The organism is Fluviispira vulneris, assembly GCF_014281055.1.
GTDB classification, from domain to species: Bacteria; Bdellovibrionota_B; Oligoflexia; order Silvanigrellales; family Silvanigrellaceae; genus Silvanigrella; species Silvanigrella vulneris.
Genome location: NZ_JACRSE010000004.1, coordinates 401,993 through 425,031, shown reverse-complemented (window position 1 = coordinate 425,031; position 23,039 = coordinate 401,993). Strand labels below are relative to the sequence as shown.

The following is a 23,039-nucleotide window of genomic DNA, read 5'->3' as shown; positions in this document are numbered from 1 at the left end:
AATCATATTCTTCTGGGTTGATTTTTGTAGCATTTTAAGAATAGGACTCATTCCTAAGTTAACTGCATATGTCATGCAGGGAGGATTTATGTATGAATATATTAGTAATAAATAGCGGGAGCTCTTCCCTAAAGTTTCAAATCATAGAAACAGATCAAGCACTTATTGATGTCTCTCAAGATAAAGTGAAGGTAAAAGGTTTGATCGATCGAATCGGCACTCAATCTGTTGCGAAAATAACTGTCACAAACGGGATTGAAATCAAAGAAGCAGTGCCTATTCGTGATCACTCAGCAGCACTTGACTATATCTTTCGCAAAATCACGTCTGGGACTTTAAATATTGAAGGCATTTCTTCAATTGCAGATATCAATGCAGTGGGCCATCGCGTTGTGCATGGTGGAGAAAAATTTAGCAGTTCTGTTATTGTAAATAAAAGTGTTTTAAAAGAAATTGAAGAATGCATCGATCTTGCGCCTTTGCACAACCCTGCAAATTTAAAAGGTATACAAGCCACTCTCTCTTTATTTGGTGAGAAAGTTCCTCATGTTGTGGTTTTTGATACAGCTTTTCATTCTACAATTCCTGAAGTGAATTATTTATATGCATTGCCTTATCAATATTATCGTCGTTATCGCATTCGTAAATATGGTTTTCATGGAATGTCTCACCGATATGTGAGTTATCGCTATCGTACAATTTTAAATTTAGAGAGAGAAAAATTAAATGTGATCGTGGTTCATCTTGGTAATGGCTGTTCAGCGTGTGCAATTAAAGACGGCAAATCATTTGACACGTCTATGGGATTTACTCCTCTTGCAGGTCTTGTCATGGGGACAAGAGCAGGTGATATCGATGCATCTATAATGGATTTTTTGGCTCATAAAGAAGGTATATCCTTATCAGATATTGACATTCTTTTAAATAAAGCTTCAGGTTTATTGGGAATCTCAGGTTTAACGAACGACATGCGCGAATTGTTGGATGAGGAAAAAGAACATCATGATAGGAGAGCAACACTTGCTATCAATATGTTTACGATGAGAATTAAACATTATATTGGTGCCTATTTAACTGAAATGGGTGGTGCAGATGCAATTCTCTTTACCGGTGGTATTGGCGAAAACTCAGCGGAAATTCGTAGAAGAATTTGTGATAATATGCAATTTCTTGGGCTTGAAATCGATGAAAATCTGAATAAACAAAAATGTTTTGGTGCTGAGGGAGAAATTTCAACCCCAGGATCTAAATTAAAAGCTTGGGTGATACCTACCAATGAAGAATTGATGATTGCGCGCGACACTTTCCGTTGTGTTATGAAAGTTCCTTCACCATAATAGCTCAGCAGGAGAACGCTCTTCTTATGAATGGAGCATTCTTAACTCAATGCTAAAGTTAAAATTGCTGCATGTACGATGTCTTCAGCCGAAGCGCCACGTGATAAATCAGAAAAAGGTTTTGCTGAGCCAAGTAATATAGGGCCCCATGCATCGGCACCCCCAATCCTCTGAGTGATTTTATAACCAATATTACCTGAATCTAAATCAGGAAAAATAAAAACGTTGGTACGCCCTTGTACTTTGCCGTTTGGATTTTTCTTCGCAGCAACTGTAGGTACAACTGCAGTATCAAACTGTACTTCGCCTTCTGCCACAATATTTGGGTGTTTTTCATGAAAGAGCTGAAAGGCATCGCGCACTTTTTGTACGTCTGGATGTTCTGCACTGCCTGTGGTTGAGAAACTGAGAAACGAGACGTTCGGTGTGCTTCCTGACCAATTTGCAAAGGCTTCTTGCGATAAAAAGGCGATGTCAGATAATTCTGCACTTGAAGGTTGGGGAATCACTCCGCAGTCAGAAAAGAGAACAAGACTTTCTCCACCCGGCGTGGGTTTAGGCAGAGCTAAAAGAAAAGCACTCGTTATAACTTTGGTATTTTGTTTGAGTCCGACAGTGTTGAGCGCTGCGCGGATCACGTGTGCGGTTGAATTTAGGCAACCAGACACGACGGCATCGACTTCACCGAGAGCAAGCAGAGCTCCTCCTTCAAAGGTTGTGTCGATGGCCATTTTTTCCATCGCGGGTGAAAGTGTTTTCCCTTTTTTTTCAGCAATTTTGTTCATAATAGCCAAAGTGCTATTTTTGTTTTTTTCAGATTCTGTTGCGTTTCCTAAAATACTTTTAATATTTAATTCTTTTTTTAATATTTCAGAAGCTTTTATTACTCTTTCATCTTGTCCTTCAGGTAATGATATGGTTTTATTTTTCGCACGAGCATATAAATTGTCTCTTGCTGCTTGATTTAATGTTTGAAATAACAACTGAGATCTCCTTTTAAAACATTAATAAAAAAATATTAATTAATTCATGCTTAAATGATTTAATTAAATAAAATTCAATTTAACAAATTTTTATTCTGTATTAAAGACGGAAGGTGAAAAATTGCCCGAGTTAGTTAAGTCTAGTATTTTTGCTTTTTATTTTTGCAAAGAAACTTTTTTTATAATTATGTCTAATAATAAGGCATTTTGTGTTCTCAATAAGATAGAATATATATCTGTTTTTATAATTAAAATAAATGATAAATTTTAAATAATGATTATTAAAATATTATTTAAAATTTATTCAATTAAAATATTTTAATAAATTTTTTATTTACTAAAATATTAAAAACATCTTTAATAAATTTTTTTTATAATATAATAATGAAAATGATTTGGTTATGGAATTTTAAATAACACGTAACTAATTGTTTTAAAAATATAATATTTCGATTTATCGAATTATTTAGTAAAAAACAAAATATTTTAATTTAGTAAAAATATTTTGTTTTTTATTTCAAGAATGGATATATAATATAATGAAATTCAATTTATTGCAGAATAAAATGAGGCTAGTAGTTTTAAGTTCACTCTCAGTTATTATATTTGAAGGATGTGATAAAGGAAAGAACAATAAAATTAACAAGCATTTAGAAAAGCAAACTTTTGAAAAGCTGCTCGTAAGCGGAAGTTTTAATAATAATTCAGAAATATCCAAAACAAATCAGGATTATTCCTATTTCGGATTATTAGATGATAATACAAACAATGATTTAAATACGAATTTCAATCAACTTAAAAATCTTTTAGCTTCAATCTTGCAAAATATTGAAAATTCAGAAAATTTTGACGAAAATGATCCGATTTTTATTATCTACAAGAATAATTTTAATGAAATTAAAAGCTTAAATAACTCAAATGATCAAATCTATCTCATAAATATCGTAAATAAACTTTTTAATTCGTCCGCATTTATTGATAGACTCTTGAGTGATATAAGATGTAAAGAAGAATTGGATTTATTTAATTTACTTCTTGATTTAAAGTTTAAGATAAATGTAAATCTTCCGCTTAACGAAATCGATATTTTTGAAAGTAAAGCAAAACTTAAAAATGAAATTCGTGTATTTATAGATAGTAAAAATGGAATTTTATCATTATTTGGTATTTTAAATAAAAATTCTAGAAAAGAAGATTTTTTAAAAATTTTGACTGAATTTGAGCAGAAAATAAGTAAGTCAGACAATATTAATACCTTCAGAGAAACTCTAAAAGAATATATATTGAATAAAAATATATCCGAAAAAATAGAAAATGATTTTAAGTGGGGTACAACATTTCAGGAAGCTACTTTATATAAAAAAGTGATTAATACTTATCTCTCCGTATTCCCGGAAACAGTGTTTTTTAATCAAGGTGAATTTATAAAGAAGATTAAGGAAGGGAGAATAGATGCTGAAGTATATAAATCCCTTAAAAATGGTAATTGCAATGGATTTACAAAAATATTTAACTATTATGAAAAGTTAAATAAAGGTGCAGGGACTGAATATCTTAAAAACTTTAGAATGGCTGTTGAGTTTTTAGCGCACGCAGATATTATGGATGAAGAAGTAATTAAAAACTCTGCAAAATTATTAGAATTAAATAGCAAAATTCATAATGAAACTCAATATGTTACAAAAAAGATAGATATCGATGAAATAATAAGAACAAATGAAAGTAATGAAATTTCAATTGATGAAACAGTAAAAATAATATCTGATAATGCAAATAAAAGTACAGAACTTTTAATCTTTAATTCAAATTCTGCCCATATATTTAGCGCAACTCGAGAAGGAGAAGATCTTTATACTTTTTTTGATTCTAACGGTTTTAAGGCATCGAATGTAAATGCAGATATCCTAAAAAGTCTAATACTTAACTCTAAGGCCACTTTGGGATATAGCGAGCAATATAGGATCAAGCAGTTGAGTAATGGCGAAGTTTATAATTCAGGAAGCGCAGCAAATAATTTTTTACAATTATTAGACGAACAAAGAGATGTTCTGTTAAAACTTCAGGAATCTATTTTAAATTTCAAAGAAAAAAATAAAAATATCTCTAAAATTCCTGAGGATATGTTAAATGAATATGTGGATATGGTGAAAAATGAAAATCGATTAATAACGACGGAATTTAGGACAATTTCAATAGTCAACAGTAGCGATAATTATTTATATGAACTTGCTATAGAAGAGAAAATAAAAGCAAAAGACCAGCTAAGAATTTTAAAATATTTAAAAAAGAAAATAACAAACACAACAGAAATAGATCAAATTATATCTAAAGCTGAAAAAAATGTTAAATTTTTTGAGAGAAAGTATGATAAGATTAACGATTTATATACGAGAAATGATATTATAAAATCAATGGAAGAAGAAAAAAATCTTATTAAAACTCAAAATGATATAAGAATGGAAATTTTTAAGAATAAAAATTCTTTTTTTAGAAGGTTTATGGGAACTAGTCAGCAAGAAGAAAAATTAAAGATAAAAAATGATGAAATAGAAAAATTGAGAGCAAATATTAAAAGGAAAATAGACAAATGTAATGAAGAAGCAATTGAAATAATTTATAATCAAAAACCTGAAAATAATAATGAAACACCTGAAAGTGTTTATGAAATTGAAGGATATATAAAGGATTTAATAGAAAAAACATCAAAGAACTTATCTTCGTTTGCAGAAAGAAAAGCTTACGAAGGTGATCATAGTGAAGAAACTCTTGAAGCGCGTGATAATTTAAAGGAATTCAAGTCAGAAGTTTTAGAAAACTATGTTGCTCATGAAAATATTGTTTATGGAATACAAGCTTTATCAATAGAAAATGATTTTAATAATTTAATAGAAGATCGTGTTCAAAGTTATGAAGCAAGCAATAATTCAATACATAATCTTAATTGGGAAGTTGGACATGATCAAAATGAAGAATTTATTCTTGAAAATAAAGAAAATAATTTAATATTAGAATTAAATGCAACAGACACAAGATATGTTCGATTTAAAAAATTATCTGAATTTACAGTCAACAAATTACGATGGGGCTATCAAAATGGCTCAAATATACTTAATTTTGGTATAAACTCGACATTTCTTTATTTAATATTGACGCGGGATGACATTAAGGAATCGCCTTCTGCCAAGGCTATTCACTTAGCCACAGCAGGTGTTTTAGGCACTCAGTCAGTATTAGAAGCAAGAAACTTAATCAATTCTTTTGCAGAACATTTGGGTAAAAAAGGGATCGGTTTCGAAGGTGTGTCCAAAGTCCTTGGTAGAGCTGTAGGCTACGCTGGTATAGTAATTATGGCTGCAAATATTGGCTTTGATATTAAAAATTTACATGAAACTGAAGCAGGAAGTATTGATGAATATGATGCTAAACTCAGATTAGCTGCGGATAGCTTTTTCTCAATTGCAGCACTTTTTTCGCCTGCAAGTGGACCTTTTGTGATTCCTGCGACTATCAGTATTGTAGTTGGAGGAGTTGTTACCGATCAAGTGATTGATGAAATGGTTTTTGGCAAAATAATGTATGAAAGATTTCAGTATGATTCTTCTGTCTTTCATAATATTTTTCAAGGAATGATAAACCCTTATACAATAGATAGTAATAAGTATGTCAGATTCAGTTCAAATGCGATTATAAGCTCTATAAATTTAGAGAGTGGTGAAATAAAATATGGTAAAATAATAACTAAAGTGAATGAAAATGAGCGCGAAGAAAAAAATCTTGATGATGCATTTATGAGTGAGGCGAAAAAAACAATAGATACAAAATATTTAGAAAAAGTCTTTATTGTTCCTGTAGAACCTGATTTAAAATACTCTCCTAACGAACAAACACGAGATGTTTTTGTTTTTACTGATCATAATTTATATGAATCACAAGAATATCAAACTATTAAGCAAAAATATGGCGGGATATTTGCTGAGAATGGGAAGACCGATGCGTCACATATGGTTTGGTGGAAATGGTTTTTTGCTGTGCCATTTCTATCATTGGAAAGAGGGCAGATTGTTGTAACCGGAAAGTTTGAGAAGATACCTACAAGCAAAACCATAGAGTTTGCTAAAAATTCCGCTAGATCCATACAGTTTCCAAATTTATTGAAAACGGATTATGAAAATTATCTTAGCTATAAATTGATTGGTAAAGGTGGTTTCAATGACATATCACTTGGGAATACATTATTTCAAGGAGTAACTCTCAACTCAACTCAGCATGATGTTTGGTCGTTAAATATTGATAATTTATATGAGAAAGACTCAAAGGATAAATTTGCTATATCGAGTCAGACTTATAAAGAAACTCAAATTCATAGTATAAATAGAGATATAAACTTTCAAACCTTAATTAAGCAAATTAGATTTGATGAGTCCGAGTCAAGTATCATATTACCTAGAATTTTGGGTGCAGAAAGGAAAATTAAAGTCAATGGAGATTTTGCAAATATTTATTTAAATATGTTTCTTGAAAGAAATGATGAAAATTATGTTAAAATTGAATTATTATATGATAAAAATAAGAAAAATTTCATAATAAAAAATGTTTATTGTCAGGAAACAACTATTAATAAAGGGAATATTTTTAATGAATTATCTGTGAAATATTCTGCGCTAAACTTTGATGAAGCAAATATTGTTCAGCTTCATAACAATGAAATTATCAGTGTTTCTCATAAAGATCGGAAAATATCTTTAATTAATTTAGGCGTTTCTAATGGAGAGAATGGGAATATAATCCAATATTCAAGTGATATAAATAGTAAATCTGAAATATTTTATAGTGAAGGTAATCTTAAGATTTTGCCAAGTTCACAAGAAAATATTTTCTCAATCGTAAAAAGTGAGAAGGAGTCTGAATTTAATCTGACAATTAAATTTGATACAAATGGAATTAAAATACTTTCATTAATAGATACTTTAAATGAAACAGAATTTAAGAATCTTGTAAGGAGATCAATAAATAATTTAGATGATCTTGCTCGCATAAAAATTGAATTTAAGGATAATTATTTTAGAAAAAATATAGAATTACCTGGATTTTTGTCAGATATTCAATATAAAATAAAAGCCGATTATAATAAAAATATATCTGCTGAAATATCTAAGAATGATTTTGATATTATATATGAAACTGGACATGAAACTATTAGGGATAAAAAATTGCATGACACTTCATTTATTTTATTTGGGAAGAATAAAAGTAGTGATTTCATAAGTAAACCTCAGGAACAATATAGTTTAGTATATGACGAATATTATAAACTTTCAACTACACAAGACACTGTGATTATACCCTATTTGACAGATACGGAATTATATATTCATTCTGATTTATATTATAAGAATCATAATTCCCCATTGATTATTGCATCAAACTTAAAAAATATATATTTTCTCAATGAAGAATCTGTAGGTTTGGAAAATATTGGTGGAAATACTATGAGAATTCTTTTATCTGATGGAAAGTTTATCCTGAATTTATATAAATATAAGGACGACTTAATGATTTGGAATGGTTTAGAAAACAAAATAAGAGTTAAATAATACTAAGTGTATAATAAATATATATTTAATCATTACGTGAGTGATCGCAATATTTGTTATCACTCTTCAACTTGAATAATATCGATAGCTTTTGCAGCTTGACCTTTTGACTGACGTTTACCTGCGAGACGAATGACGACCCCTACATCGGTCAATTTTCCTTGACAAATATAAACAGAAAGTAAATTTGCTCTTTGAATGATCATATACATCCCGAGACCAGCACTCACTTGCTGTGTGCTCAATGAATGTTGACTCGTTTGTCCAGTTTTAAAAATAAAGTTTACGTATTTATCCATTATTTCTGGATTAAGTCGACCAAAAATATCTTTCACTGAAATTGCCAATTCTTTACCATTAAAAGCCCATTCTAACTGAACCTCTTCCCCTGGATCGAGATCGACCGGAGTTGTCCTTGGTTTCATAGCGTGCTTGGGATTGGCATCCCATATTGCATTCATCAATAATTCTTCTTGAATTTCCACAGCATATTGCGAAAGTGTTGGGTTTTTTGAGCCTGTCACAGGCTCAATTTCATCAAAAAATTTTTCGAGATCTTCAGCAAATTTAAGCCTTTCTCTCGAGCTTTTTACTGTAAAATTTCTTATAATTGGCAGCTTCATTCCACTGGGATGTTCAATAGGATCTAAACTTATCAGTGATTTTACCCCAGTTATTTCAACAGAATTTTTACTTTGTTTAATATTAAATTGACGAATAAGAGCTTTTCGCACTCTTTCTTCGAGAAAATCATTTTCATAAAAAATAATATAATGGTGAAAACCATCTAAATCTTGTACACCTTTAAAATCCGGAATTCTAGATACATTTACCACAAGCATATTTATTGCTTTTTCCGATTTCTCTTTTTGATCATCACTTAAAAATACGTCGCAGTCGTCTGGAGAAGAAACTAATTTGAAATCTTTAGAAATCATGCGCTTAAGATCTTCTTTTATAGCTTCTTCTTTAATTGTTAAATAAACTTTAAAATTTTTCAAAGAGAACTCCTCACTCTGTGACATCATGCTTAGTTTCGATAATAATCTAAATTTTCTTAATAAATTTGATGTCAAAAATATGAGGAGGGAAATTAATTATTTTGTTTTTCTAAGAATAACAGCAAAAAAACCATCAATATCATCTGGGTTACCCGAGTAAATCAGAAGTTCTCCTTCGCGAGTAACATACTTTTTATAAAAATCATGAATTCTATCGTATGGATTGATTTTCTCGAATTCAGGATGTTGATTTAGGAAATTGTTAATTTGCTCTGTAGTCTCTTCGCTTTCAAAACTGCAAACCACGTAAATCAATTCACCATTCACTTCCACATTTTCAGCTAGAGAGTTAAGTAAACGGGATTGTTCGAGTGCGCAGTTCTGAATATCATTGGGTGAGCGGAGCCATTTGATTTCAGGATGTCTTCGAATAACACCCATAGCGGAACAAGGTGCATCGAGTAATATCTTTGTGAATTTTTTCCCTTTGACTTGTTCAACAACATCGCCGTGTAAAATATTTACATTATTTAATTTAACTCTTTCAAAGTTTTCCCGCAGTATTTTAAGTCTTTTTTGCGCAAAATCACAGACGGTTAAATTTTCTGGTTCAAGACCACTGTCCCATAAATAAATAGATTTCCCACCAGGTGCTGCGCAAGCATCGAGGCAAGTATCAGTTGGGGAAATATTTACTAAGCTTGCAGCAAGCTGTGCTGCTTCATCTTGCACAATGTAACAACCACTTTGAAAGGCTTCACATTTATCGAACTTAGGCAAAGTTTCAATTCTCAAAGAACCGGGCAATGGACGCCAGGCGCTTTCAATAGAGTGGGTTTTTAGTAAATATGTTGCAAGATCTTTTTCACCTTCAGGTAAGGAATTTCTTTTAATAATTTTTAAAGTATTCTTAGGAACTCTATTACTATTCGATAATAAATGTTCAAATCTTTCTAAAGAAAGTTGATTGTACCAACGTTCAACCATCCAAGCAGGAAAGGAATGATGCATAGAATAGTATTCAACTGCTTGCTTAACTTTGTCAGGTTTTGGGAAATATTCAGATTTTCTCGCAACTCGGCGTAATATAGCATTGACGAGGGAAGCTGCATTGGGCACACCAACTTGTTTAATAGCTTCAACAGTTTCTGATACGGCTGCGCGCTCAGGAACTCTGTCCATATAATAGATTTGATATGTGCCGACCCGCAAAGCATTGGCTACACGTGGATCGAGGCTTGAAAAGGGTCTGTCAATCATATGTGACATAATCCAATCCATTTTTGCAAGCCATCTTAACGAGCCAAAAACCATTTCATAAATGAAAGCTTTGTCTAAGGGACGCAATGTTGGTTGACTAGCAAAGAGTTTATCAAGAGCTACGTCAGTGTGAATGTTGCGGGTTAGAACATGAGTCAAGGCATCGATGGCAATTGCTCGCGTCAGCGTGCCAGAGCGAGTGGACATATTTGTGCTCCAAAAATGAATAAACTTGTTTTGTTATATCCGTACTTTACTTCTAGTTAGGTCAGGATAAATCATGGGTCTGAGTGTTTCTTCTGTGTCACAATTTGTGCATTTCCAGACAAACGTTGGAAAAAAAGCATTACAATTTTCACATTGGTGAGAAGTGTAGCCAATTTGCGCAGCTTTACTTTGATTCGTTATATATTCAAAGCTCTCGTTGTTATCAACAAGTATAGCAACCACATCGCATAAAAACTTGCTTTTATTCAGCTCAGGTGATTCCTGTATCAAAAGAGTTGCATGAAAGATAGATGCCCAAAGGCTTTTTTGTATATTTTCATCAAATTTTTCTGGTCTAAAGGTTTGTAAAAACTCTTTTTGTAGTATGGCATAATTTTCTGTTATACCGTGCTGAGCACTCATTTTAGTAAGAATTTTAGAAAGATATGGAGCAGAAGCCACAGCAGAAGTTGTTGTCGATTTAAAGATATGGAGAAGTGCATCGAGGTCAGTTGCCAACGCTGTCCACATTAATTTGGGATCATTGTCTATGCGCTGCCAAAGATCTTGGCTAGTTGCTTGCCATAAAAGGATAAGAGCCCTTCCGGATGTTCTTTCCCATCCGATAGCATTGCGAGCAAGTTCTTGAGCTTGATGCAAATTCTTTTTTTCAAAATGAATCTCACCAATTTTACAGAGAGCATGTGCAATAGACAGCCGCAAATCTTTGTCAGGCGAACCTTTGTAAATACTGAGAGCGGAATTTAATTTTTCTGGAAAGTAGCCTTTTGCGCAGATATTTAAAATATGGATCAGTATTTCTGAGTTTTTTGGTTTTCGATAAAAAAGCTCTATCGCAGTGTCAAATGCACGCATGTAGAGACCCATGGAAGCATATACTTGCGAAAGTTCAAATAAAGCTCGATTGGTTTCTATTTTGGATACATTTTCATTCGTTAAAATATCTATATACAATTGAATTGCGGTGCGCGCATTTCCTATTTGAAAATAATTGCGCGCAAGAACAAAAGATTGAGCAATGAGAATCTTCTCATTGATATTTAATGGGGTCGATTCATTTTCATTGGATTGAGTTTCAACTTGTTCCGACTCATCACGCATTATTTTAAGAGTGACATCGAGTTTTTGTTCCAATTTTTCACTGTGAGGTGCAGAGTATGCATTTTTACGAAAGCGCCTTCTAAAAGTTCTCCAGAGAGAAGGAAATAAGATTCCAAGCACAATTCCAACTGAAAGTCCTGCCCCTAAAAAAAAGCTTGCCTCAAATGTATCCCACACAGGCATCCCATCGGTGCTTATGGTGGCAATTTGTCTTGGCACTTTAGTCTCCTTTTTGCACTCCAATGACTTTAGCACAACAATATGTTTTAGCGCATCTTGTGCCGGGATCTTTCATAAGAATATTGAATACAAGATTTATCTGTGAAAATAAAGTTCAGTTGGAACAATTCTTATTTTTTAATGAATTATGAATTAATTCTTTTCTCCATCAATAATATCAAGTGAAAAATAAAATATTAAATTATTTTATTGATAAAAATTTAAATATTATATACGGCACAGTTGGATAACTGTTCAGTTATTTATTTGTTACATTAAATAAGAAGGGAATTTTATTTTGCAAAAAAAGAATTCAATTGTACTGCGTGCTCTTTGTCTTTCGGGGCTGCTCTATATCTCACCTGTTTATTCCATGGGGTGGCTTAATAAAATCTGTCGTGAAATTGGTCGCGTCGGTGATCAAGTTTCAGCTGTAAATTGATTCCCGGCAATGCACTGAGCACTGCCGGGAATCAATTTACAGCTGAAACTGAAAGGACATACCACAGTGTTGACAAAGAGTTGGAGCATATAGATAGACAACGTCTCTTTTTAATTGGGCAAGTGGTGAATCAAATGAACCAAGCAGGCAACGATACTGTTGGTAAAATTCCAGGTGTTGAGGATGCAGTTAAATCAACTGGAGGAATAAGTGTTGGAGTGGAAACGAATGGAACTACAAACAAAACTTATGTGGAAGTTAGACCGAACAATGTACCTGCAAGGGTTTTAGAAGTTGATTTTACCCCAGAGGGACCTCAATTTGTAACACCTTTTCAAAATCTTTTTCAAGATCAACCGGTTTATAAAAAAGAAGAAATTGATAGTATGTTGAAAATTATTGATCAAAATAGAAATGATCAAGCTGACTTAGTTGCAGTAAATAACGAACTTCTATACGATCTCACAAACTTGAGCAAGCTCTATAACGTTTCTGTTTTAGAAAAACCATTTTATTTTCAACCTGTGAATGTTCTAGCAGAACCTGTTTTTTACATATCGATTGGAGGCTCTTTAGTTATAGGTCCAGTTACAGTTGCTATCACAGCGGGAACGGCAGTTTCTTTATTTTTGCTTGATCACTGCTTAACGCATGGGACAAATTGCAATCACTATGCCAAAAAAGCAATCAATGAACTTGATCAATACGCAAGTCAGTATCTATATTTTAATGACATGAGAAACAAAATTCAAAAATATACTGATAATAATGCAAAAGTCGGCGATGAATTAAACTCTTTCTCCAATAACGTAACAGTTGAGTTTAGTTCAGAACCAATTTCTGTAAAAGAAAATGAAACGACATATGTTGATGTTCAACAGACTCCAAACAATCCTGCCAAAAGAATAAGAAAACGCATTGCAAAAAAATCGAATGTTGAAAATAAAGATATTGCTACAGGTGATAAGCCGATCAGTGATATTTTTTCTTTTGCTAAATACGATTTGACGGAAGAGAGAACAGATGATGGAAAAATCAAACTGATTGTGCATATCCCTGCATCTCAACCTCAGGATTACAGTGAGAATTACAATCATTACCAGGAACCACATACTTTTCAGCCAAATAATATAACTCCGATTTATAATCCACACACCAGAGAAATCGATAATTCTGAATATATTGACGAATTCAATGAACTCGCAATTGACGACTTTGAGTACAGAAGACCCAATGAAATTGAATTGCAGTTCTTACAAAGTTTGGGTTATAGCGAGGCAGACTGGGATTGGGCGATGAATCAAGAGACACCTTGTGAACCCTTTCTTAAGGGTGGCCCCTACGTGCTTGTCAGAGCGCTTGCTTCTCATTGTGCAAAGGGACAGGTAAAAGGTGCAAATTCAATTGAAGTTCATCATATGCCATCTCAATATGCAATTGCAAAAGCTGGTATGAAATATATTGGCAAATACACAGGTCCGAGTATTGCTATGACGAAAATGGATCATAAGGAAACCACCTCTCATGGTCGAAGTGACGAAGCAATTAAGCACAGAAATAGGCAAATCAAATTTATTGAAAATGGTGAGTTTTCTAAGGCACTATTTGAAGATATAAATGAGATTAATCTTAAGTTTCCAGGGAGATACAATGAAGGGATTTCTCAGCTTATGATTTATAAATCTATTTTGGAGACCACCGGCTATGTCAAATAATTTTATTCAAAAATATGAAATTATTATGGGGAAAGGGATTTGTTTTAAAGAAAATGGATACAATGTAGAGCTTTTTATAGGACAAACAAAGGAAGTTGTTGATAGTAAAATTGGAAAACCAGAGCGATTGAATAATTATGAACACCTTAAAAACATTTACGGAAATGAGTGGGAAGAAACATTTGGTGGTTCAGAAAAAGCTATATATTCTTCCAAATATGAACTTTCAATTTCATATAAAAATGGAATTGTAAGACAAATTTCCATTTATCCACCTGCCAAAGGGATACTTTTTGGAAAAGATATTGTAAATACATCTAAGAAAAGAATAGTGGAACATCTTGAGAAAAATGGTCATGTTGGTATTTATGAACTTAATATGGATTTTGATTTTCCAACAGCTGGTATTGGATTTTACTCACCAGAAAAAATACCACAAGATATTACTATTAAATCTATTAAAAACGAAGGTAAATGATTTTTAATAGAGTTGGCTTAATTTTGGAGACAGTTAATTATGTCCAATGAATTTAAACCCAAATACGAAATAATAATGGGAAAAAGTATTCACTTTCAAGAAGATGGCAAAGACATTGAAATACTTATTGGGCAAAAAAAAGAGGAATTAGAGCAATTGATAGGAAAATCAGATAGAATTTGCAATATGGAATTTTTGAAAGACACAGTGAAAAATTGGGAAGAAAAATTTGGAGGTTTAGAAACTGCATCATATATTTCTAGGTATGAGCTTAAATTATGTTATAAATATAACGTTTTAGTAACAATTTCTGTGCTTGCACCAGCTAAAGCTATGCTTTTTGGCAAAGATCTTGCGAATAGATCGAAAAAGAAAATAGTCGAACACCTCAAACAACATGGTCATGAAGGTTCTTGCAGAAGTGAAGATTTTGAATTTCCATCGGCTGGAATAGCATTTTATTCACCAGAAAATGTGCCGCAAGATATTACCATTGGATTAATAAACGATCCAAAAATGTTTCGTTCTATTAAAAAATAAATATCATTTTTCTAAAACTATTCTTTGCTTCTGTTTTCTAATAATAATTCATACATTTTATTTCCAAGCTTTTCGTGTCCCCAACTTGAAGGATGAACAGAATCAAAAAAGAAGTGATTGTTAATGGTTTGAGCAGAACAGCCGTTTATATATTCAAAGGGTAGTTTTCCAGAATTAATTATATTAAGTAATAAAGAAAAATCAACATTGTTAATCATAGTATCTGAAATATTTGATGTACAAGGAGTTGAAAAATCTATGCCGTTATGAGAATAATCTTGTTTTAAATTATCAAATAGTTTATATAAATCAATATAGATAATATTTGCATCACTATGATTTATTTTAAAATCAGTTATTTTTGCATTTAATTTAAAATTATAATCAATTGAAAGATGTTCAGCTCTATGCTTTAAATCTGCCTTAATTAAAGGAAGAGAAGCAATATTTGGAACATTCGTAATAATAAAGTTTCTAGCTCCTTCATTGTATAGAGAAATCAGTGATTTTTCAATTTCAAACACTGCATTGTCTATTATTAAATTATTTGAATTAAATGTTGCAGATATAATATCATTTGCACCTATCATAATGAGAAATAAATCATTTCTCATATCACGATTGCCTTTTCCAGCTATTAAAGCACTCACTTGCTGATTTAAAGTGAAGTTATTCAAAAAAAGAGTATCAGCCATATCATTCCCAATGGCTGCTTTCGCCCCAGATATAGCATAATTGGTTCCTAATTGTGAACTTCCTTTGAAATTTACAAAACCAAAGAGTGACAAATCATTTACTTTCCATGCAGGAGAGAGTTCCAAGTTCATTTTTTCTGCCAAAACTTCTGCGGCAACTTTTCCGTTTGTAAAGGATCTCCCCATATGTGCAGGCGAAGCAAAAGAAATTTTTTCTGGAAGTTTAGAACAAATATCTGCCAGAAAACCTAAATTAAGCAAATTTAAAATAAACGGATTTAAATCTTTATCATCACAATTATTTCTATATTTAGTAATTGAACCAGTGGACGCTCCTGTATCAGATAGGCTATCTCCCAAGACATATAATCTTTCAAAATTGACATTGTTTCCAGGGTTTTTTTCATCAGAATAAGACGCCAAGTTAATAGATAAAAAAGCTATCGATAATATTATTTTTTTCACTTAAATTCCTTTTAAAGAGAAAATTTTAAATTATTAATCAGTGTATCAGATACTATGATAGGGCCCTAATGCTAATATACTTTGATAGAAAAAAATGTCTAGGATATATTTAAGAAATTAGGAATAAAATAATGAGTAAGGGGAATTTCTATTTTAATAATAATTAATCGCGAAATTTATATTTGGATTAATAATTTTTAGTTTAATAAAATATCAAATAAATAATTAAAAATTGGTAAGGAAAAATTTTATTAGGTTTGATAATATTTCTGTTAGTAATTTTCATTATAAATAAATACTAGAATTCATGAATTTTTCGTTCATCTAAAATCTAGATTCTAATTTGCAGATCCTAAAACTAGATTTATTATAGTACACCCCTAAAAGATATGAACAAGCCCTAAAATATTTTATTCAACTTTAAAATAAGCATCCCTCTTAGACTAAAATTTTAATAAAATTATGTTATGGTACCCTTCGGTGCATTTGCATTTTTTTCTTTTATATACTTGCAAAATACCTTATTTTATTGCAGATTTGTGGAATTCTTATTTTTGAAAGGAAAGTGATGATAGATTTAACGGACAAAATTAATGTTTTTATTGTCATTCCTGCTCGTTTTGCCTCAACTCGCCTTCCAGGAAAACCTTTGTTAAATATTGGTAAGCAAACAATGATTTCCCGTGTCACAGAGCGGGCGCAAAGTTTAGCAAAACTTTTTAGCAAAAATATAAATGTACAAAATGTTCATTTGGTCGTAGCGACCGACCACGAAGAAATTTTTGCAGAAGTGCAAAAATTAAATGCAACAGCGGTTATGACAGATAGCAATTTAAAGAATGGAACCGAAAGAGTTTTTTCTGCTCTAAAGGAAATACAAAAAAAATTGCCTATTAAGAATCAAGATATAGTTTTAAATATTCAAGGAGACGAACCCTTCTTTTCTCTTGAAGATGTTTATAATCTTGTTGAAAAAATGTTAAATAAACAAGATATTCCTCTTGGCACTTTGGCTTTTCGGCGGACAAATTCCAAAATGTTTTTTGAGAGCTCCGTTGTTAAAGTGATCTGTGATAATAAGCAAAATGCGCTTTATTTTTCACGTGCACCAATTCCCTATCCCAAAGATATTTTAGGTGCCACGGGTCTTAATTGGTTAGAAAAAGCACAAAATTTACAGCAAGAGATTTCTTTTTTACACCATGTAGGCGTTTATTCTTTTCGCTATCAGGCATTGTGTGAATATATGACACTTGTGCATTCCTCACTAGAACAACTTGAAAGTCTTGAGCAATTGCGTGCCCTCGAAGCGGGTTGGAAAATACTCGTGTGCGAAGCACTGACAGAACCTTTTGGCATTGATACAGAGGATGATCTCAAACAAGCACAGTTAATAGCTCAAAAATTCGATTGAAAAATATATGAAAAATAACTCTTTTTTTTTAATTTTCTCCATATTTATTTCCTTTTTTCATTTTAATTCTTATTCAGTTCCAATAATTTTTTTAAAATCTGACTCAGGAAATATGCGGGATGTTCAGTGGAATCGACTAGAGAATAATATTTTTTCTATATATTACGATGAAAATGCAGCTCCCATGGGGGAATATAGTTTAAAATCTTTGCAATATTCTTACCCGTATTTATCTCTTTTACTTGGGGTAAAACTCCCAAATGATGCAATGCCATTGCTAAATTCACAAAAAGATCGCTTTTTAATTTCAGAATTTGACAAAATATCAGTTATTTTAGGTGGACGCTTTGAGGGACCTGGTTTTGCCAATCCTATTAACATGAGCATTGAAGCGCAGATGATCCATTCACGCGGTGCGGCTTTCTTTCAACATGAACTCGTGCATAGACTTATGTATGAACACAACGATTTTAATATTGGACCCGCTGGTCGGATTTTTAGTCTTGCTATGTTTCCGACTTGGTGGATAGAAGGGTTAGCGGAACATTTAACAGAAAGTGTTGGTAGCACAGAAACCGATGCCATTGCTCGGAGTATGGCGTTGCAAGACAATTGGCCCACATGGGAGCGCATGCATGCTCTTTATAATGCCGATGGTGATACAAATTTACGCGGTTATGTGGCGTCAGGACGCTTTTTACGTTGGATATTCGAAAAAGTAACAGAAAAAGATTTATATAAAATTCATTCAGAAATTTCTAAAGAAACTCGTATACCTCCTTTTTACAGTGCAACGGACGTTTGGTTGTATAAGACTTTAGGTAAAAATGGCGAGAGCTTATATGAAGAATTTAAAATTGAACAAAAAAAAGAATGGGAAAATTATCTTGTAAAAATGCCTTCTCTGTTAAATTCTTCTCTTCCTTCAAGTGAAGAAAGTTATTATTTTCCTGCTGTTGTGCATGATAATAAATTGATTTTTTCGAACTTAACGGCAGAAAAATATCCTTTAGACAGCGCATTGCAAGTATATGATTTTAGCACTCAAAAATCACAAAGATTACCTTTAAGTGTTTCTGGTTCAAGTCTTTTTGCACTCAGTGAAAGCAAAAATGGAATTTTATTAACGGCTGAGCGGAAAGATTATTCAAACGCATCCTATGGGCATAAACTGCGTGTTATTAAATTCAAAGGAGATATTTCACAGCTAAATAATGAAAATATTGAAAGTGATGTCACTCGAGAATTTTCCACCCAAGAAAATCCTTTTGTGATTGATGAGATTAAAAGTTTTGGCAACGGGGAATTTTATTTGAGTGCAAGTTTAAATGGCAATCAGTCCATTTATTTTTTCAATGCCTTAAAAGATGAATTAAAGTTTATTAAGAAATTTAATTTCCCAAATTACGCTCAGTTTTTATCTTCAAATTTAAAAGAAAATAATGATAAAAAATGCCTTATATATATTTTAAATAAAGATAGCAATAAAACATCTTTGCAGAAACTATGTAAAAATCTCTCTGAGACAGAAATATTAGGTGACAATAAGTTCTTTATTAAAGAAGGTTATGTTTTAAAAAATGGCAACTATCGATTGTTGGTAGACTGGAACAGAGTGCTGAGTTTAATCGAACTCAGTCCAGGACAAAAAATAACTACGATTGCAGCTTTTCCTGAGTGGGTGCAGGGATTAGTTCCCTGGAACGGAGATAATAATGATTTTCTCGGTGCTTGGGTTTATAAAAATCAAAATTATCATTTTAGTAAAATAGATCTGAAAAAATTGAAAACAGAATACACTGCTTGGCAAAGTAAATTAAAAGCAAGCTCTCCTTTTTTAAATCATTATCAATTTAAAAAATATATTCCTCCCTTTCAAGCGATTTATGATCAGAAAAAATACAGTTTGCTTGGTGAGGATGTAAATTTATATGAAGATTATGTAATTAAAAATAAAGAAAATATAGCTAAAATTGATCTGAGTAAACAAAAAGAACAAACGAATTATACATATGAAAGTGCTTCTTATCGTAACAACTTTTTGTTTGCATATCCTTACTTTCAACCTAATTTTTTAGGCGGTCCGAGTATTGGTGTCTTTGCTGTTCCATTTATCGACGAAATGGGGCGTTATCGTATACAAATATTTGGAGGATATAATTTTTACTTAGATGCGCCCAGTGGAGCTATTACATATATAAATAATAGAATATTTGATGCATTTTCTCTTTCTCTATTTTCTAGTCCTCTTTTTAATGGATATTACGATCTCAAAAACAATCAATCTGATTCAGAAACTCGTTACTTTAATTATCTACAACAAAATGGTTTGTTATTTAGTTTTGGTTTAAAATTTCTTCCATCTACGGTTACTTGGCAAAACTCGCTTATGTTTTCTAACATTCAGCCTTACAGTGCATTAAGAGTGGATCCTACTTCCATTGGAGCTCAAACAACAAATCTTATATCAGCTACAACCTCTCTCTCTGTAAACTTATTTAAGAAAGGATTTTACTTAGAAGTCGCTGAAAAAACTCATGGCCAATGGTTGCTTTGGAATTCAAACCTAAAACTTGGTTTGGGAAAATTTAATAGTATAGGTGGTGCGCTGGATTCAGCAGGAAAAAGTGTTGGTGATTTGGATTATTTTAATGTCAATGCCTCTCTCAGTACTTCTGTTTCTTTATACAATCAAAATATTTCAGTTTTGGCATCAATTTCAACGACGCAAGGAAATAACACATTTAATTTAAAAGAAATCTATTCACCTTTTCAAGGTTATATTTTAGGTGAAAATGTTTCACTCAGTTATCTGAGTTTTCCAATTGTTGGAAGCGGGACTTTGTTAGATTTAAGAGCGGGATATTGGAGTTACTCAGGTTCGTTAACTTATGATTTTCCTCTCAGCAATAACTTCGAATCGAAATTACTTATGGCTTATTTAAATGATTGGCGCGGATTTATTTCATTAAAAGAAGGTGGTGTGTCAGATACTCCAGACTTTAGTACTTTCAATTCTGTCACCAGTATTGGAATTGGTTCTGGGCTAACTATGGATATAAAAGGCTTTCAAATATTTCCATCACTTATTTATGGCTATGGATTCGGTGAAAAGAGTTGGTATGTATTAACTCAAGTGAAATTCACAGATATTTTATGATTTTATTTGAATTTTTTTGTTAAAATAGATTTGATAAACACTGTGTATAATATAGAGCGAAAGAGCGATCCATACGAGTGAAAAGCTTATAATTTTTTCTACACTCGCTTTTTCGTTATATGCAAATATTGCTATTAAGAGCTGACTTGTTGGTGAAATATATTGAAAAAATCCAACACTCGAGAGAGGTAAATATTTGCTCCCTGCTACGAAAAGTAACAGAGGTAAAGCTGTAACGACTCCACTGAACATAAGTAATAAACTTATATTTAAAGAATTTAAAAAAATCATATTTTGGTTAAAGAAAATATATAATAAATAGCCAAATGCAAATGGAAATAAATATAAAGTTTCTATACTCAAACCAATCTCAGAGTTGACTGCAATTTTCTTTCTAATCAAACTGTAAATACCAAAAGTTAATGCCAAACTTATGCTGATCCATGGTCCAACACCAAAAAATTTAGCAGAAGAAAACTGCACAAAAATTGCTATTATTGTTATTATAAGAGAAATCTTTTGCATGAAATATAAATTTTCTTTTAAAAAAAGGACTCCAAGCAATATATTTAATAATGGAGTTAAAAAATATCCTAGACTGGCTTCTATCATATAATTATGCAGTATTGCCCAAATATAAATAAGCCAATTCGAAGAAATCAGAATTGCAGTTAATAATAAATAGGATCGATATTTTTTATTTTTTAAGCATTCAAATATTTGCATAAACTGTTTTTGTATCAATATTATTCCTATTAGAAAAAATAGAGACCAAACTGCTCTGTGGGCAAGAATTTCGAGAGGGCTAACCTCTATTAATGTTTTAAAATAGAGAGGTATCAATCCCCAAATTGTAAATGCTAGAAGTACGAGACAGAGACCTAATTTCCTATTAGAATGTGTATTTTCCATGCAAACCTCAAAAACTGTGCTGTTTATCTGAGTGTACGATACATATTTTTTGATTTTTAACAAATATTTTAAAATGCTTTTTTATATCTTAAAATGCTTGATTGTTTTTCTGAATTCTGCAATTTAATAAATGTTTTTTTAAAGAGTTCTAATTCTAGAGTAATTTTAAAGGTTCAATATGATTATTGCAAAAAAAATAGCTTTAAGCGCTATGCTCACAACATTGCTCACAACAAATTCCTATGCCCAGTCTCAGGATTGGCGTAGTCCAGAAAATCGCATTTATTTATCAACAGGTTATTTTGAAAATGGGACCAACTCAAATGAAGGTATGGCTTACTTTCCTTTGAGTGTTTATGAGACATACAATTGGGGTTTTCAAAAGCTCTCGTTTGGAGATTCAGGATTATCTCGATTTGTTTCATGGCTTATTGGTGGGCAAATTTTGCCGACATATTTAAGTGGTGTTCTCAATACATCCTTTCACGAATATGGTCATGCCACCCGTTTTCGTTATTATGGTTTTAATGATATTACATATAGGCCTAATGACTCTTCAACAACTACGACTTCATTTTTTCAAATGGTTTTCGATCGACTTGGATCTTCAGGCGATGGTGCTTCTACGTCAGCAAATGGATATACAGATATTTATATTACACAAAATCGTGAAGTGGATACTGTTATAACTGCTGGTGGGATGAATAACGAAATTCTTCTCAGTAAGCTTATGTCCGAACGTATCCATGAGAGAGGGGGATCGGTACCCGATCTTTCCTACTACTTACTTGCGAAATTAGGGCCGTATGGTTATTCAGGTTTAGATTCGCGGACTGGAGATCCTTATCTGCTTGAACGAAATTATTCTGCTGTTGGTAAACAAATAACTCGGACAGACTTTAAAAATTACTATCTATTTAGTGCGCTCGCCAGTGGTACTTTTTTCTCATTGGTCTGGGGAAATATCGATTACTTGGCTAACGGAACTCAGCTGATAAAACCGCTTAAAATTGCAGGTTTTAGCTTGCCTGATTTTTATACCTATTTAAATGCCAAAGGTTTATCAACAGAAGGTGTTCTGCATTATGATGTGAATGAGAACATTAAGTTAGGTCTTTCCTATGAACAAATATTTAAGGGTGATGACTATAAACAAATTTCGCCTGAAGTTATTTATAAGGTCAAAAATCAAAATGGCTTCATAAAAGCATATTCTATCAAACCCCAGCTTGTGCTTGGCTTTGACTCAAGCAATGTCGATGTTGGTGGAAGCGTTCTGACTGAAGCGACTTCGCAATATGATGTTGGGATGTTTTTAAAGTACACGTATTATAATAAAAAGACTTTGTATGGGGAAAGAAACATAACATTTGCTTCCAATGCAAATGAACTCCTCGCGGGTGCTTTTTACGTCTTTTAAAAATCGCGAACAGAAAAAGAGTGGGTAATAAATTCCTACTCTTTTTTTTTATATTTCTCCGATATCTTTATCATT

15 protein-coding genes are annotated in these 23,039 nt (G+C 32.0%); 9 read left to right on the top strand and 6 right to left on the bottom strand.

Translation table 11 applies throughout. The features are described 5' to 3' along the window. Positions 1-92 precede the first annotated feature (92 nt). Complete coding sequence (locus H7355_RS11140; protein WP_186647455.1) at positions 93-1,337, top strand: acetate/propionate family kinase; 1,245 nt, start codon at positions 93-95, stop codon at positions 1,335-1,337. Between the two features lie 41 nt (positions 1,338-1,378). Here the strand turns inward: H7355_RS11140 and H7355_RS11135 are convergent, their stop codons facing one another. After that, entirely contained in the window at positions 1,379-2,320 is a 942-nt protein-coding gene (locus H7355_RS11135) for a phosphate acyltransferase (RefSeq protein ID WP_186647453.1), read from the bottom strand. Positions 2,321-2,886: 566 nt separating this feature from the next. Between H7355_RS11135 and H7355_RS11130 the strand changes: the two genes are divergently transcribed. Further along, positions 2,887-7,914, top strand: coding sequence for a hypothetical protein (locus H7355_RS11130; RefSeq protein ID WP_186647451.1), 5,028 nt, complete (start codon positions 2,887-2,889; stop codon positions 7,912-7,914). 59 nt (positions 7,915-7,973) lie between these two features. On the opposite strand, the gene H7355_RS11125 is transcribed toward H7355_RS11130, so the two are convergent. From H7355_RS11125 to H7355_RS11115, 3 genes are all read right to left on the bottom strand, one after another. After that, the gene (locus H7355_RS11125; RefSeq protein ID WP_186647449.1) at positions 7,974-8,915 is read right to left on the bottom strand and encodes a hypothetical protein; all 942 of its coding nucleotides are present in this window, start codon (positions 8,913-8,915) and stop codon (positions 7,974-7,976) included. Positions 8,916-9,011: 96 nt separating this feature from the next. Next, entirely contained in the window at positions 9,012-10,382 is a 1,371-nt protein-coding gene (gene rsmB, locus H7355_RS11120; protein WP_186647447.1) for a 16S rRNA (cytosine(967)-C(5))-methyltransferase RsmB, read from the bottom strand. A gap of 33 nt (positions 10,383-10,415) precedes the next feature. After that, complete coding sequence (locus H7355_RS11115; RefSeq protein ID WP_186647445.1) at positions 10,416-11,723, bottom strand: tetratricopeptide repeat protein; 1,308 nt, start codon at positions 11,721-11,723, stop codon at positions 10,416-10,418. A 298-nt stretch (positions 11,724-12,021) separates the two neighbouring features. Between H7355_RS11115 and H7355_RS11110 the strand changes: the two genes are divergently transcribed. The 4 genes from H7355_RS11110 (at position 12,022) to H7355_RS11095 (ending at position 14,898) form a co-directional block, all read left to right on the top strand. Beyond that, positions 12,022-12,165, top strand: coding sequence for a hypothetical protein (locus H7355_RS11110; protein ID WP_186647443.1), 144 nt, complete (start codon positions 12,022-12,024; stop codon positions 12,163-12,165). A gap of 134 nt (positions 12,166-12,299) precedes the next feature. Beyond that, complete coding sequence (locus H7355_RS11105) at positions 12,300-13,880, top strand: hypothetical protein (RefSeq protein ID WP_186647441.1); 1,581 nt, start codon at positions 12,300-12,302, stop codon at positions 13,878-13,880. After that, positions 13,870-14,358 (top strand): hypothetical protein, encoded by a 489-nt coding sequence (locus tag H7355_RS11100; RefSeq protein WP_186647439.1) that lies wholly within the window; start codon positions 13,870-13,872, stop codon positions 14,356-14,358. Before H7355_RS11105 ends, H7355_RS11100 begins: the two co-directional genes overlap by 11 nt. Before the next feature lie 39 nt (positions 14,359-14,397). Beyond that, on the top strand, positions 14,398-14,898 hold the full coding sequence (locus H7355_RS11095) for a hypothetical protein (RefSeq protein ID WP_186647437.1): 501 nt from the start codon (positions 14,398-14,400) through the stop codon (positions 14,896-14,898). A 17-nt stretch (positions 14,899-14,915) separates the two neighbouring features. Here the strand turns inward: H7355_RS11095 and H7355_RS11090 are convergent, their stop codons facing one another. Further along, positions 14,916-16,058, bottom strand: coding sequence for an SGNH/GDSL hydrolase family protein (locus tag H7355_RS11090; RefSeq protein ID WP_186647435.1), 1,143 nt, complete (start codon positions 16,056-16,058; stop codon positions 14,916-14,918). 568 nt (positions 16,059-16,626) lie between these two features. Here H7355_RS11090 and kdsB point away from each other — a divergent pair. Then, positions 16,627-17,472, top strand: a complete 846-nt coding sequence (gene kdsB / locus H7355_RS11085) for a 3-deoxy-manno-octulosonate cytidylyltransferase (RefSeq protein WP_186647433.1) — start codon at positions 16,627-16,629, stop codon at positions 17,470-17,472. Positions 17,473-17,584: 112 nt separating this feature from the next. Next, complete coding sequence (locus H7355_RS11080) at positions 17,585-20,632, top strand: hypothetical protein (protein WP_186647432.1); 3,048 nt, start codon at positions 17,585-17,587, stop codon at positions 20,630-20,632. On the opposite strand, the gene rarD is transcribed toward H7355_RS11080, so the two are convergent. Next, the gene (gene rarD, locus H7355_RS11075) at positions 20,627-21,544 is read right to left on the bottom strand and encodes an EamA family transporter RarD (RefSeq protein ID WP_186647430.1); all 918 of its coding nucleotides are present in this window, start codon (positions 21,542-21,544) and stop codon (positions 20,627-20,629) included. The genes H7355_RS11080 and rarD overlap by 6 nt on opposite strands. 178 nt (positions 21,545-21,722) lie before the next feature. Between rarD and H7355_RS11070 the strand changes: the two genes are divergently transcribed. Further along, the gene (locus H7355_RS11070; RefSeq protein ID WP_186647428.1) at positions 21,723-22,964 is read left to right on the top strand and encodes a hypothetical protein; all 1,242 of its coding nucleotides are present in this window, start codon (positions 21,723-21,725) and stop codon (positions 22,962-22,964) included. Positions 22,965-23,039: the final 75 nt, after the last annotated feature.

What these genes read in the sequence shown, in the direction of transcription:
- H7355_RS11140 (WP_186647455.1), top strand. Translation starts at nt 93, where the DNA reads ATGAATATATTAGTAATAAATAGCGGGAGCTCTTCCCTAAAGTTTCAA.
- H7355_RS11130 (WP_186647451.1), top strand. Translation starts at nt 2,887, where the DNA reads ATGAGGCTAGTAGTTTTAAGTTCACTCTCAGTTATTATATTTGAAGGA.
- rsmB (WP_186647447.1), bottom strand. Translation starts at nt 10,382, where the DNA reads ATGTCCACTCGCTCTGGCACGCTGACGCGAGCAATTGCCATCGATGCC.
- H7355_RS11105 (WP_186647441.1), top strand. Translation starts at nt 12,300, where the DNA reads ATGAACCAAGCAGGCAACGATACTGTTGGTAAAATTCCAGGTGTTGAG.
- H7355_RS11100 (WP_186647439.1), top strand. Translation starts at nt 13,870, where the DNA reads ATGTCAAATAATTTTATTCAAAAATATGAAATTATTATGGGGAAAGGG.
- H7355_RS11095 (WP_186647437.1), top strand. Translation starts at nt 14,398, where the DNA reads ATGTCCAATGAATTTAAACCCAAATACGAAATAATAATGGGAAAAAGT.
- kdsB (WP_186647433.1), top strand. Translation starts at nt 16,627, where the DNA reads ATGATAGATTTAACGGACAAAATTAATGTTTTTATTGTCATTCCTGCT.
- H7355_RS11080 (WP_186647432.1), top strand. Translation starts at nt 17,585, where the DNA reads ATGCGGGATGTTCAGTGGAATCGACTAGAGAATAATATTTTTTCTATA.
- rarD (WP_186647430.1), bottom strand. Translation starts at nt 21,544, where the DNA reads ATGGAAAATACACATTCTAATAGGAAATTAGGTCTCTGTCTCGTACTT.
- H7355_RS11070 (WP_186647428.1), top strand. Translation starts at nt 21,723, where the DNA reads ATGATTATTGCAAAAAAAATAGCTTTAAGCGCTATGCTCACAACATTG.